This is a genomic window from Fulvimonas sp. R45 (genome assembly GCF_030504985.1).
Taxonomy (GTDB): Bacteria; Pseudomonadota; Gammaproteobacteria; order Xanthomonadales; family Rhodanobacteraceae; genus Rhodanobacter_A.
The window spans coordinates 138,775-153,850 of the sequence record NZ_JASERU010000007.1; the positions used below are offsets into that span (position 1 = coordinate 138,775).

The 15,076-nt window shown below is 68.8% G+C and carries 8 protein-coding genes; 7 read left to right on the forward strand and 1 reads right to left on the reverse strand.

The genetic code is table 11. The features are described 5' to 3' along the window. Positions 1 to 3: 3 nt before the first annotated feature. A complete protein-coding gene (gene gspD, locus QMK61_RS08940; protein WP_302071846.1) occupies positions 4 to 2,346 on the forward strand; it encodes a type II secretion system secretin GspD in 2,343 nt (780 codons plus the stop codon). 76 nt (positions 2,347 to 2,422) lie between these two features. Further along, entirely contained in the window at positions 2,423 to 5,074 is a 2,652-nt protein-coding gene (hrpB, locus tag QMK61_RS08945) for an ATP-dependent helicase HrpB (RefSeq protein WP_302071847.1), read from the forward strand. A gap of 18 nt (positions 5,075 to 5,092) precedes the next feature. On the opposite strand, the gene QMK61_RS08950 is transcribed toward hrpB, so the two are convergent. After that, on the reverse strand, positions 5,093 to 5,812 hold the full coding sequence (locus tag QMK61_RS08950; protein ID WP_302071848.1) for an SIMPL domain-containing protein: 720 nt from the start codon (positions 5,810 to 5,812) through the stop codon (positions 5,093 to 5,095). Positions 5,813 to 5,937: 125 nt separating this feature from the next. On the opposite strand from QMK61_RS08950, the gene QMK61_RS08955 reads away from it, so the two are divergent. The 5 genes from QMK61_RS08955 to QMK61_RS08975 all read left to right on the forward strand — a co-directional run bounded on the left by QMK61_RS08955 (position 5,938) and on the right by QMK61_RS08975 (position 14,995). Continuing rightward, positions 5,938 to 6,627 (forward strand): winged helix-turn-helix domain-containing protein, encoded by a 690-nt coding sequence (locus tag QMK61_RS08955; protein ID WP_302071849.1) that lies wholly within the window; start codon positions 5,938 to 5,940, stop codon positions 6,625 to 6,627. 633 nt (positions 6,628 to 7,260) lie between these two features. Further along, the gene (locus QMK61_RS08960; protein ID WP_302071850.1) at positions 7,261 to 9,516 is read left to right on the forward strand and encodes a protease pro-enzyme activation domain-containing protein; all 2,256 of its coding nucleotides are present in this window, start codon (positions 7,261 to 7,263) and stop codon (positions 9,514 to 9,516) included. 378 nt (positions 9,517 to 9,894) lie between these two features. After that, positions 9,895 to 10,482: an RNA polymerase sigma factor gene (locus QMK61_RS08965; RefSeq protein ID WP_302071851.1), complete on the forward strand. Its 588-nt coding sequence runs from the start codon at positions 9,895 to 9,897 to the stop codon at positions 10,480 to 10,482. 2 nt (positions 10,483 to 10,484) lie between these two features. Further along, the gene (locus QMK61_RS08970; RefSeq protein WP_302071852.1) at positions 10,485 to 11,486 is read left to right on the forward strand and encodes a FecR domain-containing protein; all 1,002 of its coding nucleotides are present in this window, start codon (positions 10,485 to 10,487) and stop codon (positions 11,484 to 11,486) included. Positions 11,487 to 11,722: 236 nt separating this feature from the next. Further along, complete coding sequence (locus tag QMK61_RS08975) at positions 11,723 to 14,995, forward strand: TonB-dependent receptor (RefSeq protein ID WP_302071853.1); 3,273 nt, start codon at positions 11,723 to 11,725, stop codon at positions 14,993 to 14,995. Positions 14,996 to 15,076 lie beyond the last annotated feature (81 nt).

Below are 15,076 nucleotides of genomic sequence, written 5' to 3' on the forward strand. Positions count from 1 at the left end.
TCCATGCCCCGCACGTCCTTGCACCCGTTCACCCGTACCGGCGCGGTCGCGCTGGTGGTCCTGCTCGGCGGCTGCGCCAGCCTGCCGCAGCCGCGGGACGACGGCGCCCTGCAGCGCGAGGCGATGGCCGGTACCCAGTCGCCGCCACCCAAGCCGCTGCCGCTGAACAACAGCCTCGCCCCGTCGCAGGAAGCCGTCTCCACCGCGCAGGTCCGCACCGGCACCGGCACCTTCGTGCGCCCGGTGCCGCTGGCGCATCCGCGCGCGGCGGCCAGCGGCGCCAACGCGGTCACCTTCAACTTCGAGAACCAGCCGGTGCAGGCGGTGGTGAAGGCGATCCTGGGCGACCTGCTGAAGAAGAACTACACCATCGTGCCCGGCGTGCAGGGCAACATCTCCTTCTCCACCTCCGAGCCGGTGGACGCCAGCCAGGCGCTGCCGATCCTGGAGACGCTGCTGTCGTGGACCAACAACGCGCTGGTCGAGCGCGCCGGCGGCTACGTGGTGATGCCGGCGAAGGACGCGGTGGCCGGCAACCTGGTGCCCAGCCTGGGCGCGCCCGCGCCCCAGGCCGGCCTGCAGGCGCGGCTGTTCCCGCTGCACTACATCTCCGCCACCGAGATGCAGAAGCTGATGAAGCCGTTCGCGCGGCCCGACGCGATCCTGCTGGCCGACGCGGCGCGCAACGTGCTGGTGCTGTCCGGCACGCCGGACGACCTGGCCAACTACGCGCGCACCATCCACACCTTCGACGTGGACTGGCTCAAGGGCATGTCGGTGGGCGTGTACAACCTGCAGTACGCCAGCGTGGACGAGCTGATGCCGCAGCTCGACAAGATGTTCGGCGACAAGGGCGACACTCCGCTGGCCGGCATGCTGCGCTTCATCCCGATCAAGCGCACCAACGCGCTGGTGGTGATCAGCACGCAGCCCGGCTACGTCAACGAGGTGGGCGACTGGATCGAGCGCATCGACCAGGGCGGCGGCAACCAGCCGCGGCTGTACGTCTACGACGTGCGCAACATCAAGGCCTCGGAACTGGCCAAGTACCTGGCGCAGATCTACACCAACGGCAGCGGGAGCGGCGGCGGCGACAACGGCGGCCAGGTCGGCCCGGGGCTGGCGTCCGGCTCGCTGGGCCTGGGCGGCGGCAACGCCAGCGGCATGGGCAGCGGCGCCGGTGGCTTCGGCGGTTTCGGCAACAACAACGGCATGAACGGCGGCAACGGCCTGGCCGGCGGCACCTCGTCGGGCCTGGGCGGACGCGGCGGCTTCGGCGGCGGCGGTTTCGGCCAGGGCATGGGCAATGGCGCCATGTCGGGCACCAACCGCGGCAACGGCGCCAGCCAGGACCAGGAATACAGCTCCGCCGACGGCAGCATCCGGATCGGCTCGGTGGACAACAACAACCAGTTGCTGGTGCGCGCGCGGCCTTCGCAGTGGGCGGAGATCCAGGGTGCCATCCAGAAGCTGGACAACGTGCCGCTGCAGGTGCAGATCGAGACGCGCATCCTCGAGGTGAACCTCACCGGGCAGTTCCAGTTCGGCGTGCAGTGGTACCTGGAAGGGCTGATCGGCGGCCATCCCGACGGCCAGGGCGGCTACGTGCCGGGCCAGCCGGGCAACCAGCAGCAGGGCGCGCTGGGCGAGGGCGGCGTCAATTACTTCCCGGGCAGCAGCACCAAGCCGGGCGATGCGCTGTTCTACTCCTTCGTCAACCACAACCTGCAGGTGGCGCTGCGCGCGGTGGAGACCAGCGGCAACACCAAGACGCTGTCCGCGCCCTCGCTGGTGGTGATGAACAACCAGACCGCGCACATCGCGGTGGGCGACGAGGTGCCGATCAACCAGACCAGCGTCTCCACCGTCGGCACCGACAACACCTACAACCAGGTGAACTACCTGGACACCGGCGTGATCCTCAACGTGCAGCCGCGGGTCAACCCGGGCGGCCTGATCTACCTCGACATCCAGCAGCAGGTCAGCACGCCCAACTACGCCAGCGGCAGCAACGGCAACCCCACCATCTCGCAGCGCGAGATCGGCACCCAGGTGGCGGTGCAGAGCGGCCAGACCGTGCTGCTGGGCGGCCTGATCCAGCAGGACGAGGGCGCCGCCGACACCGGCATCCCGGGGCTCAACCGCATCCCGGTGCTCGGCCGGCTGTTCGGCAGCACCTCGCGCCACCGCAACCGCACCGAGCTGATCGTGCTGATCACCCCGCGGGTGATCCGCAACAGCAGCGAGGCGCGCGACGTCACCAACGAATACCAGCGCGAGTTCGAATCGCTGAAGCCCTTGCGCGCGAAGCCGCAGGCCGCCGTGGAGACGGCCCCGGCGCGCTGAGTTTCGCCGTCTCCCGCCCACTGCGGCGGGAGACGGCTGGCCGGGCCGTTATCATGCGCGCGTCATGACGCCGCCCATGCCCGCTTTTCCGATCACGTCCCTGCTGCCCGAGATCCGCGCCGCGCTCGACGCGCGGCCGCGGCTGGTGCTGGAGGCGCCGCCCGGCGCGGGCAAGACCACCCAGGTGCCGCTGGCGCTGCTCGACGCGCCGTGGCTGGGCGGGCGCAGGATCGTGATGCTGGAACCGCGCCGCATCGCGGCGCGCGCCGCCGCGCAGTTCATGGCGCGCCAGCTGGGCGAGGAGGTGGGGCGGACCGTCGGCTACCGCATCCGTTTCGAGTCGAAGACGGGCGCGGCCACGCGCATCGAGGTGGTCACCGAGGGCATCCTCACCCGGCTGATCCAGGATGACCCCGAGCTGGCCGGCATCGGCGCGATCCTGTTCGACGAATTCCACGAGCGCCACCTGGCCGGTGACCTCGGCGCCGCGCTGGCGCTGGACGTGCAGGCCACGCTGCGGCCCGACCTGCGCCTGCTGGTGATGTCCGCCACGCTGGACGGCGAGCGCATCGCGCAGTGGCTGGACGCGCCGCGCATCACCAGCCCCGGCCGCAGCCATCCGGTGCGCATCGAGCATCCGCCGGCGCGTGCGCAGGAAAGCCTGGAACACCATCTGGCCCGCGTGGCGAGGCAGGCACTGGCGGAGAACGACGGCGACGTGCTCGCCTTCCTGCCCGGCCGCCGCGAGATCGCCCGCGCGCAGGCGGTGCTCGAGCAATTGCTCCCCTCTCCCTTCGGGAGAGGGGCCGGGGGTGAGGGTACGGGCGGAGCGGGGCATCGCGCTTCGCCCGTACCCTCATCCGCCCCAGCCGGGGTATCCCGAATCGAGTCCGGGGCAGGCTCTTCTCCCGAAGGGAGAGGGGAAGGCCTGCTGATCGACATCGTGCCACTGCACGGCGAACTGTCGCTGGCCGAGCAGCAGCACGCGCTGTCCCCCGCTGACCCCGGCCCGTTCGACACGCTCAGGACAGGCACGCGCCGCATCGTGCTGGCCACCAACGTCGCCGAGTCCAGCGTCACCCTGCCGGGCATCCGTACGGTGATCGACAGCGGCCTCGCGCGCGAGCCGCGCTTCGACCCCAATACCGGCTTCACCCGGCTGGAGACGGTGGCCATCTCGCAGGCCTCGGCCGACCAGCGCGCCGGCCGCGCCGGCCGCGTGGCCGAGGGCACGGCCTACCGGCTGTGGCCGCAGAGCCGGCGGCTGGAGCCGGCGCGCATGCCGGAGATCGCCCAGGCGGAACTGTCCGCTCTCGCGCTGGAGCTGGCGGCCTGGGGGAGCGCCGGGCTGCCATGGCTCGATCCGCCGCCCGCCGGCGCGCTGGCGCAGGCACGCGAGCTGCTCGCCGCGCTCGGCGCGCTGGAGGCGGATGGCCGCATCACCCCGCTGGGCCGGCGCATGCTGGAACTGGGCGCCGCGCCGCGCCTCGCCGCCGCCGCGCTGCGGGCACCCGGGGGGCTGCGCCCGCTGGCCGCCGACCTGCTGGCGCTGATGGAAGCGCGCTCGCCGCTGCGCGGCGAGGCGGCGCGCAGCGACGACTTCCGCGTGCGCGTGGCCGCCCTGCATGCCTGGCGCGACCGCCGCGGCGGCGCGCGCGAGGCCGATGCCGGCGCGCTGGCGGCGATCGAGCAGGCCGCGAAAGGCTGGCGCCGTCGCCTCGGCGCGCGCAGCGCCGCCAGCGGCACGCCCGACAGCCACGCGGTGGGCGACCTGCTGGCGCACGCCTTCCCCGACCGCATCGCCCGCCGCGACGACGCCAACCCGCTGCGCTACACGCTCGCCAACGGCCGCGGCGCGCGCCTGCACGAACAGACGGCGCTGCTGGGCGAGCCGTGGCTGGTGGTGCTGGATCTGCGCCACGAGGCGCGCGACAGCCTGGTGCTGGCCGCCGCGCCGCTCGACCCGCGCCTGCTCGAGCGCGACTTCCCGCAGCGCTTCACGCGCGGGCGCGCGCTGCGCTGGAACGAGGCGCGCGACGCGGTGGAAGCGTTCGAGGAGCGGCGCTTCGGCGCCATCGTGCTGGAACGGCGCAGCGTGCCGGTACAGCCGGAAGACGCGCTGCCGGCGCTGCTCGCCGCGATCCGCGACAAGGGCCTCGACGCCTTGCCGTGGAGCGGCCACGCGCGCCGCCTGCGCCTGCGCATGCAGGCCCTGCGCGCATGGATGCCGGAGGCGGGCCTGCCCGACGTGTCGGACGAGCACCTGCTCGCCACGCTCGAGGACTGGCTGGCGCCCTGCCTGCACGGCAAGCGCCGGCTCGACGCGCTGGGCGAGGACGCGCTGTCGCAGGCGCTGTCGTCCCTGCTCGGCCACGAGCAGCGGCGCCTGCTCGACGCGCAGGCGCCCGACAGCCTGGTCGTGCCCAGTGGCCAGGCGCGCCGGCTGGACTACGCGCCCGACGCGCCGCCGGTGCTGGCGGTGAAGCTGCAGGAACTGTTCGGCCTGGCCGACACCCCGCGCGTGGGCGGCGGCCGCGTGCCGGTGACGCTGCACCTGCTGTCGCCGGCCGGCCGCCCGATCCAGGTCACGCAGGACCTGAAAGGCTTCTGGGAACGCACCTATCCGGAAGTGAAGAAGGAACTGAAGGGCCGCTATCCCCGGCACCCCTGGCCCGACGACCCGTGGGACGCCACGCCCACGCACCGCGCCAAGCCGCGCGGTACCTGAAGCGGGCGGGCGCCGCGATCAGTCCGCCAGCCGGTAGTCCAGGGTGGCCACCACGCGCACCGTCTTGTTCACCTGCTTGTCGGCCTGCAGCATCGGCGCCTTGTCGCGCGGCAGGATCTCGAACACGCCCTGGTTGGCGCGGCGGATGCCGCCGAGCCGGCTGCCGGAATCGCGCGCGAACTGCTCGGCGGCGGCGCGCGCGTTCTTCGTGGCCTCGGCGATCATCGCCGGCTTCAGCCGGTTGAGGCCGTCGAACAGGTAGGCGGGGCCGCCGTTGCCGGGGCCGTTCTCGTCCGCCAGCACCACGCCGTCGGCCACCAGCTCGCCGGTGGCCTGCGCCGCGGCGGCCACCGCGTCCACGTCGGCGCTGCGCACCATCAGCGTGCGCGCGATGATGAAGCGGCTGGGATACTGGCCGTTGCCGTAGGCCTGCGCGGCGCGGTCGGTGACGTCGAGCTGGCGGAACGCGATGGCGTCCGCGCCCAGCTTGTGCCGCTGCAGGAAGGCGAGCACCGCCGCGTCGTCCTGTTGGATCTTCGCCTGCGCCTTGGCGAGGTCGTTGCCGGCCTCGACGAAGCGGATCGGCCATAGCGCCAGGTCCGCCTTCACGTCGCGCTCGGCGAGGCCTTTCACGGTGACGTAGCGCGCGTTGTGGCCGCGCTCGAAGCCGTGGCCGACGAACCAGCCGCCCATGACGAAACCGATGCCCAGCAACAGGGCGCTGACGATCCACTTCATGGCGCGACTCCGGTGGTGGCGACACGGCCAGTGTGCCACGACGAGGTGGCCGTGGCCGGCGCGTGCGCGGGCAGGTTTCGGCGTACGCCGAAGCGTCGCCGCGGCCGCACGGCTAGACTGGCGCCATGTCCGACGCGCCGCTCAACCGTTACCAGCTCGCCGAGCTCGGCGCCCTGCTCGCCGAGCCGGCGCGGGCGGCGATGCTGCTGGCGCTGATGGACGGGCGCGCACGCCCGGCCGGCGAGCTGGCGCGCGCGGCCGGCGTGGGCGCGGCTACCGCCAGCGCGCACCTCAAGCGGCTGCTCGAGGGCGGGTTGCTCGGCGTGCACGCGCAGGGACGCCATCGCTACTACCGGCTGGCCGGCGACGAAGTGGCCGCCTGGCTGGAGGCGATGGCCTTGCCGCATGCGCCGCGTTCGCTGCCCGCCGCATCGGCGGACGCCGCGTTGTGCCGCGCGCGCACCTGCTACCGGCACCTGGCCGGCGCACTGGGCGTGGCGGTGTGCGACGCCTGGCTGGAACGTGGCTGGCTGCGTTCCTCCGCGGATGGCCTGCGGTTCGCCGGGGATGCGGCCGAGGCCCTGCGCCGTGCGGGCTGCGCCCCTGCGCTCACGGCGAACCTGCCGCGCCTGCGTGGCCGTGGCTGCCTGGATTGGACCGAGCGCCGCCTGCACGTGGGTGGGCCGCTGGGCGTGGCGTTGACCGAGACGATGCTCGACGCCGGCTGGCTGCGCCGCGCGGGAAGCGGCCGCGCGCTGCTGCCGAGCGCCGACGGCCTGCGCCGCCTGGCCGGCCTGGGCGTCCGGCTGGACTGAGCCGGAGTTGCGATTCTCCTGAGCGTCCGTTCAAGGCAACGCGAGTTACGGGGAGACTCTGAACAGGCTCCGAGGCACGGCTGACCGTCTGGATGTCCAAACGATGGCGTGACGTGTGCGCGTGCGGGCCGCGCATGCGCCAATGCGGGTTGGCCTGCAGGTGTGGCGCATGCCTTGCACGCCAGCGCCGGTGCGTACGCGCGTGCATCGCGCGATGCCGGCCGATGTCAACGCGGCGTCAAGAAGCGGCATGCATGCATCGAACGAAGCGGCGCAAAAAAGTGCGGTCCAGGGTGGTTGGATCGATCAGCTTGCGATGGTTCCCCGCACAAGTGTGACCGCATCGACGAAATCGAAGCCCTTGCGGGGCAGGAGGAGAAACAGGCGGGGGGAGTCGAGCAGGGCATACGTTCTGTTGGACGGTTCCTGCGCGGCGCAGCGATCGGGGGGTCGTTCGCCGCATGAGTCGACCGGGTGCATTTTCGCGACGGAAAGCGGCGACCACGACAGGCTCGGGAACCGGTAGGCAATCGTTGAGCTAATCGGAGTCGCACGAGGGTGCGACATGTTCATTGCCACGGGGTCGCAGCGGCCGCGTAAGGCCGGCTCGTCCCTAGACTTGGGGAGTACCAAATGTCCAACCGTTTTCGCATCAAGGCATTGACCGCCGCCATCGGCCTGGCCGCCGCGGCCTCGTTGTACGCGGCACCCGCCAGCCAGGCCGCGACGAACAACCTGTCGCTGCACACCATCCACCATGCCACCCGGCTGCATGCCGGCGACACGGTACTGGGCGCGTTGAGCCAGGGCCAGTCGATGAATGTGGCCGTCTCGTTGAAGCTGCGCAACAAGGCCCAGCTCGACGCGTTCGTGGCCAACCCGCACCACCCGAACCTGACTCCTGCGCAGTTCAACGCGACGTACGCGCCGACCCAGGCGCAGGCGCAGGCCGTGGCGAACTTCCTGAAGAAGCAGGGTTTCGCCAACGTCCAGATCGCGCCGAACCGCCAGCTGGTCACCGCTTCCGGCCAGGCGGCCACCGCGGCCAGCGCGTTCCACACCTCGTTCGTGCGCGTGCACACGCATGACGGGCGCAACGCCTACGCCACCTCCAGCGACGTGAAGATCCCCGCCTCGCTGCAGGACATCGTGCAGGAAGTCGTCGGCCTGCAGAACGTGCACATCTTCCACGTGCTGAAGCCGGTGCACGTCGACGCCAGCGGCTCGGCGACCGGCCACAAGATGACCGACTTCGCGCAGATCTACAACGCCGGCAGCACCGCCACCGGCTCCACGATCAACGTGGGCGTGATCACCGAAGGCAGCATGACCAACGTCAAGAGCGACTTCAGCAGCTTCCTCAGCCAGAACCCGAGCCTCGGCAGCATCCCGCTGAACGTGGTGGCGGTGGACGGCGCCGGCAGCGACACCAGCGGCGATGGCGAGTGGGACATGGACACCCAGTCGATCGCCGGCATCTCCGGCGGCGTCAAGGCGCTGTACCTGTACGACACCTCCAGCCTCAACACGCAGCCGCTGCTCGACGCCTTCAACAAGGCGGTGACCGACAACGTGGTGCGCGTGATCAACGTGTCCATCGGCGGCTGCGAGACCGGCTCCGAGACCAACGGCGCGGCCACCGGCGACAACATCTTCGAACAGGCGTCCGCGCAGGGCCAGACCTTCTCGATCTCCTCCGGCGACAGCGGCGCGGACGAGTGCGGCGACGGCGGCGTGACCCCGAGCTGGCCGTCCGACTCGCAGTACGTGGTGTCGGTGGGCGGCACCGAGCTGTACACCTCGGGCACCACCTGGACCAACGAGACGGTGTGGAACAACCTCAGCTCCAACGAAGGCGCCACCGGCGGCAGCCCCAGCACCTTCGAGCCGCAGCCGAGCTGGCAGAACGGCGTGGGCCAGAACGCGGGCAGCCAGTACCGCGGCCTGCCCGACGTGGCCTTCGACGCCAGCCCGGAATCCGGCTCGCTGGTGCTGGTGGACGGCCAGCAGGAGCAGATCGGCGGCACCAGCCTGGCTTCGCCGCTGTTCGTCGGCGTGTGGGCCCGCACGCTGGCCACCAATCCGCAGCTCGGTTTCGCGGCCCCGCTGATCTACGCGGACGCCAAGACCAACTACGCCGCGGATTTCCACGACGTCACCTCGGGCAACAACTCGGGTGAGACGGCCGCCACCGGCTGGGACTACACCACCGGCTTCGGCTCGATCAACATCGCCAACTTCGTCAGCCACGTGGCGGGTGGCGGCAGCACGCCGCCGCCGTCGGGCCCGACCGCGAACTTCACCTACACCGCGAGCGGGCTGACCGTGAGCTTCACCGACGGCTCCAGCGATACCGGCGGCACGATCAGTTCCCACTCGTGGAACTTCGGCGACAACGGCACCTCGACCTCGGCCAGCCCGAGCCACACCTACGCCGCGGCCGGCACCTACAACGTGACCGAGACGGTGACCGACAGCAACGGCAAGAGCGCCAGCAAGACCGAGTCGGTGACGGTGACCGCCAGCGGCGGTGGCAACGGCGGCACGTTCAGCAACAATACCGCCAAGACGATCGGCGACAACGCCACCATCACCAGCAACATCAGCGTGACCGGCGAACCCGGCGCGGCGCCCTCGAACCTGCAGGTGCACGTGAACATCACGCACAACTGGTCCGGCGACCTGGAGATCGTGCTGTACGCCCCGAACGGCGCCTACGCGATCCTGCAGCAGCCGGACTACAACGACGACGGCAACATCAACGCCACCTGGACGGTGAACGCCTCGTCGGTGCAGGGCAACGGCACCTGGAAGCTGAAGGTGATCGACAACGACCCGTGGTACCTCGGCGACAGCGGCAAGCTGAACAGCTGGAGTCTGACGTTCTGATGACAAGGGGCGCGTAGGGACGCGCGCCAGTCGTCGCCCAGCATCCGGAGGCCCGGCCAGTGATGGCCGGGCCTTTCTGCGTCGGGAGGATCGCGCTTCCTCGGCGCGCGCATGGATCTGTTCGCTCGCAGGCCATGGAGAGCGGAGGAGCAGGCGTCCGTCCGCGAGTGCGGTCGCGTGCCAGGCGCCTGTGTCGCCGGGGTGGCGAGGTCGATCGGCCGGCGGCCTTTGGTGCGCTGCAAATGTACTCGGCGTCGGAAAGGGTACTAAATAGGTCGAGGTGATTGGTCCGCATCGGTTGTGCAGGACATAGGTCTCTGGCAGCCCATCACGTTGCGTCGCTTTCGTCGGTCAGGCCGCCTTTGCCATAGAGCACTCATGTCGACCCGCGCTTCCAGTACCCAGTCGATATCCGCAGCTTCCGTTGCCGGCGCCGCCGGCCCGGACGCTGACGAAAGCGATTTCGCTGCCGTACTGCAGTCCTTGCAGCCGGGACTCCGCCGCTACATGCGCCGGCAGCTGGCGGACACGGACATGGCCGAAGACGCGGTCCAGGAAGCTTTTCTGCACATGCTGCGTTATCGCCAGTGCGGCAATGCGGGCGAAATACGTGCGCTGCTATTCCGGGTTGCCGCCAATGTGGTCGCCGACCACCGCCGCCAAGCGCATACCCGGCAGCGGGACCGCCATTGCGACATGGAACAGCTGGAACTGGTCTCGCCCGAGCCGCAGCCGGACCGCATGCTGTCCGACCGGCAGAGCCTGGATTGCGTCAAGGAAGCCATTCGCGGCTTGCCGCCGCGCTGCCGCCATGTCTTCCTGTTGCATCGGTTCGAGGGCCTGGGCTACCGCGACATCGCACGGCAGCTGGGCATTTCGGAGCGCACAGTGGAAAACCAGATCGCGCACGCACTGGCCATTTGCCGGAAAGCGCTAGGGGAAAATCGCAGAAGAGCGTTTAAGTAACCATGGATCGCAATGACGACCGCGAATCGAGCTTCGACCAGGCTGAGCGCTGGCTGGCGCGACTCAATGCGCACGATTGCTCCGCGGTGGATCGGCGTGCCTTCGAGGCCTGGCGCGCAAGCGATCCGGACCATGCAGCCGCCTATGCCGAAAGTGAACGGTTGTGGGGCGAGTTGTCGGCCCTGGCCGGCGACGGCGAGGTCGCTGGTTGGCGACATCAAGCCAGGGTCGCCGCGCGCAACAGTGAAGCCTCCCGCTCCGCGGCAAGGCGCCGCTATGGATGGGCCGTGGCCGCGTCGTTGTCCGCCGGCGCATTGCTCGGCGGATACTTCGCATGGCGCGCCCCGGCGGATGTCGCCGTCGCGGCGCTTCCGGTGGTCACCCACTATGCGACGAGGCCGGGAGAGGTCCGTCATGTGGTCTTGCCGGATGGCTCCAGCCTTACCCTGAACGTGGATACCGTGCTGGATGCCAGCGTGGGTCCGCATGCGCGGATCGTCCATCTGACCAGGGGTGAAGCCGTTTTCGATGTCGTGCACGAGCCGCGGCGGAGTTTCACCGTGTACGCCGCTGGCAACACGATACGCGACATCGGTACGCGCTTCGACGTGCATGTGGCCGGTTCGCGGGCCAGCATCACCGTGGTCGAAGGCGTCGTGAGCGTGGCGCGAAAAGGCCAGGCTGCCACGCTTGCCCTTGGCGACCAGCTGGTCAGCGGCGAAGGCGAATGGAGCCGGCGCAGCATCGATCCCTCGGTCGCGGTGGGCTGGACGCAGGGCAAGCTGGTGTTTCGCGATACCCCGCTGGGCGAGGCGGTGGCCCAGGTCAACCGCTACGGGCCCGGGCGCCTGGTCATCGTCGATCCGGCGCTGGAGAAGCTGCCCATCAGCGGCGATTTCAGGATCGGGCAAACCGCTTCGCTGGTGCGCGCCTTGCAGAGCGCGTTCCGGATTCGCGCCCGCCTCGACAAGGCCCGTGGCGAGACGTTGCTCAGCCGGCGCTGAGTGCATCGCGCCTTATCAGACCGGCCCCCCACGACTTTCGCCCGACTACCGCCCCGCTTCGCTGCGCCCGGGGCAAACGGTGTGCGTATCGGCGAAGTGCGCTCCAGCAAAAGCGTCGGGTCGCCCGAGGTTCGCATGAGGGGCGAAAAATTGCGCAAGTTTTTTCTAGGGGTTCTTTCGGCCGGCAGCGTTCTTGTTGTCGAACGGCCGTTTGAAGGCCTGGGAAAGGGGAGAACATGCGCGCATCCGGGGTTCGTCGTGGGGTTCGTTCGTGCAGCGGTTGCCAGCGGGCGCTGCTGGCTGTCGTCATCGGGATGGCTATCGGCGGCCCTGCCGCCATGGCGCAGTCGGCGTCGGCTGCCGTGGCTGCAGTCACGCCCTTCCATATCGCGCCGGGGCCGCTGGGCGAGGCGTTGCATCAGTTCAACGCACAGAGTGGCCTGCAGGTGCTTTTCGACCCGTCGCTGGTGGCCGGAAAGAAATCCCCCGGCCTCGACGCCCGGCTATCCGCGCGAGCCGCGCTCGAGGCCCTGCTCAAGGGCACCGGCTTGATATACCAGTTCACCGATGGCCACACCGTGGTCGTCAAGCGGGCTGCCAGACCCGCCGCGGCAGCGGCGAACGGCGCCGACGCGGGCAAGCCCGTCCAGCTCGCCACCGTCAACGTCACGGCGGAAAAGAAGACCGAGAACATCCAGGTGGTGCCCATCGCCATCTCGGCTTTCACCGGCCAGCAGCTGGACAATCAGAAAATCGAGACGGGCGGCGATCTGGTCAAGGTCACCCCCAACGTCACCTTCAGCAAGACCAATTTCGCCAGCTACAACTTCCAGATCCGCGGCATCGGTACGCAGGCGCTGTCGGTCACCACCGATCCGGCCGTGGCGGTGAGCTTCAACGACACCCCGTTGCTGCGCAATCGCCTGTTCGAGCAGGAGTACTTCGACGTCAATAACGTCGAGGTGCTGCGCGGCCCGCAGGGCACGCTGTTCGGCCGCAACGCCACTGCCGGCGTGGTCAACATGATCCCCAACCTGCCGAACCCGGATGGCTTCGAGTCCTGGGTCAAGGCCGAGACCGGCAACTACGACACCCGCCGCTTCAGCGGCATGCTCAACGTGCCGCTGTCCAGCACGCTGGCCTTCCGCCTGGCGGGTGCATGGACCGATCGCGACGGCTACATGCGCAACACCGTCACCCACAAGGACGTGGATGGCCGCAATCTGTGGAGCGGGCGTGCCAGCATGCTGTGGAAACCCAGCGACCGCTTCACCGCCAGCCTGATCTGGGAGCATTTCGGCGAGCACGACGATCGCGCGCGCACCGGCAAGCAGCTGTGCCACACCGATCCGGGTCCCAGCTCGGTAGGGGGCGTGGCGGTGGCCAACCCTCGTACCCGCGGCTCCCTCAGCACGGGGTGCATGGACGGCTCGCTCTACGGCAGCGGCGCGTTCGGCGTACCCAACGGGTATGCGTTGCCACAGGTCATCGCCGGCAACAGCCCGGCAGCGGTCGGCATCTTGCCCGACTTCTCGGCAGTGGTCCCCCTGGTGATGGGCAACCCTTATGCCGGCGTCACCCAGTCGACCAACCTGCGCACCATTGCCACCACTTTCGACCCGATCTTCCATGCCAAGAACGACGTGGTGCAGCTCAACCTGCATGGCGAGGTGAGCCCTTCGTTGAAACTCGTTTCGCAGACCCTGTTCGATCGCGATTCCTACTTTTCCGAGCAGGATTACAACCGCTTCCCGTCGGTGCCGATCTTCGGCAACTCGACGGGGCTGCTCGATTTCTTCGGCAACCCCACCAACCCCGGTGTGACCCCGGGCGGGGTGTTCGTCGATCCGCAGTTGGGCGCGTCCAGCGGCATGCTGTCGGTGGATCGCAGCCAGTCCTGGAGCCGGCAGTGGTCGCAGGAGTTCCGCCTTCAGTCGGATTTCGATGGCCCGTTCAACTTCAACGTGGGCGTCAATTTCCTGGACTTCCACATCGACGAGAATTACTACGTTTTCAATAACGTATTCACGGCCCTCGCCGAGGATACGTTCAATCTCAGCACGCCGGACATCATCGCGTTTCCGGGAAATAACCCGCAGCCCTGCGCGCCGGGCGCCACATATGGCTGCGTCTACATCGATCCCAACGCGCTGGGAAGCATCAATGGCCAGGGCCATAACTACTTTCGCAGCGACAATATCGCCCGTACGCTTTCCACGGCGGTCTTTGGCGAAGGTTACTGGCAACTGGCCGACGACCTGAAACTGACGGTAGGCCTGCGCATTACCCGTGACCGCAAGACCACGACGCCCATACCCAGCCAGTTGCTGCTGTCGCCTCTTACCGATTCTTCCAACCTCACGCCGATTCAGGTCGGCTACGTCAACTCCGGATACCCGGCCCAGCCCAACATCAACCAGCGCTGGACCGAACCCACCGGCCGGGTGGTGCTGAGCTGGACGCCGCGGCTCCCGTTTACCGACAGCACGTTGCTGTATGCCTCCTACTCGCGCGGCTACGTGGCGGGTGGTACCAATTCACCGGGCATCGATATCAACCCTGCGTTGATGAGCTATACGCCCAACCCCTCGACGTTCAAGCCCGAATTCGTCAATGCCTTCGAGCTGGGTACCAAGAACGTGCTGGCCGGCGGCAAGCTGAGCCTGAATGCCGACGTGTTCTACTACGACTACCGCAATTACCAGGTGTCGCAAATCAGCAACCGCGGCACGCTGAACGAGAACTTCGATGCCAAAGTATGGGGTGCGGAGTTGCAGGCTGCATGGCAGCCCACCAATTACTTCCGACTGGACGGCAGCGTAGGCCTGCTGGGTACGCGCATCGGCGGCCGCCAGTACTCGATCGACCCGATGAACCTCACCGATGGCGATCCGAACTGGATTGCCGTGCAGCCTTTCATCGAGGCTGCGCAAAGCTGCATCGCGCCGGTTGCCGCCGTGGCCAAGATCGTTCAGTACGTCGACTCCATTGGTGGCGGTGCCGGAACCTATCTGGCAGGCCTGTGCACGCAGACTTCGCCCCTGATCCAGGGAGGCTACCTGCCTGGCTCGCCTTACTCGGGCTATACCGGAGTGGTGTATGACCCCGCCACGGCTCCCAATGGAGGGCGAGGCATCTCAACCAATGTCGGCGGCAACGACTTGCCGAACGCGCCGCATTACACCTACGACATCGGCGCGCAGTACACCTTCTTCCTGGGCGCTTCGGACCTCGTCCTGCGTGGTGACTTTTATCGTCAAGGACCAAGTTGGGCGCGCGTGTACAACGACCCCATCGACCGGCTTCGTGGGTGGAGCAATGCCAACTTGTCGCTCACATGGGAGCACCCGGACAACGACCTGACCGTGCAGCTGTACGCCAAGAACCTGTTCGACAAGACGCCGATCACCGGCGCTTTTCTCAACAGCTCCGACAGCGGCCTGACCACCAATGTCTTCACCCTGGATCCGCGGATCATCGGTTTGTCCATCCGCAAAGGGTTCTATTGAGCCATGCCATGGCCGGGGATTTGACCCGGGGCATGCGAGCACCGATTCCGGACCCCCCTTTCCGGCGACACGCCGTCATGT

Bases quoted from the DNA above. Each gene is read 5' to 3' on its own strand.
- hrpB (WP_302071847.1), top strand. From the start codon at position 2,423: ATGCCCGCTTTTCCGATCACGTCCCTGCTGCCCGAGATCCGCGCCGCG.
- gspD (WP_302071846.1), top strand. From the start codon at position 4: ATGCCCCGCACGTCCTTGCACCCGTTCACCCGTACCGGCGCGGTCGCG.
- QMK61_RS08975 (WP_302071853.1), top strand. From the start codon at position 11,723: ATGCGCGCATCCGGGGTTCGTCGTGGGGTTCGTTCGTGCAGCGGTTGC.
- QMK61_RS08960 (WP_302071850.1), top strand. From the start codon at position 7,261: ATGTCCAACCGTTTTCGCATCAAGGCATTGACCGCCGCCATCGGCCTG.
- QMK61_RS08950 (WP_302071848.1), bottom strand. From the start codon at position 5,812: ATGAAGTGGATCGTCAGCGCCCTGTTGCTGGGCATCGGTTTCGTCATG.
- QMK61_RS08970 (WP_302071852.1), top strand. From the start codon at position 10,485: ATGGATCGCAATGACGACCGCGAATCGAGCTTCGACCAGGCTGAGCGC.
- QMK61_RS08965 (WP_302071851.1), top strand. From the start codon at position 9,895: ATGTCGACCCGCGCTTCCAGTACCCAGTCGATATCCGCAGCTTCCGTT.
- QMK61_RS08955 (WP_302071849.1), top strand. From the start codon at position 5,938: ATGTCCGACGCGCCGCTCAACCGTTACCAGCTCGCCGAGCTCGGCGCC.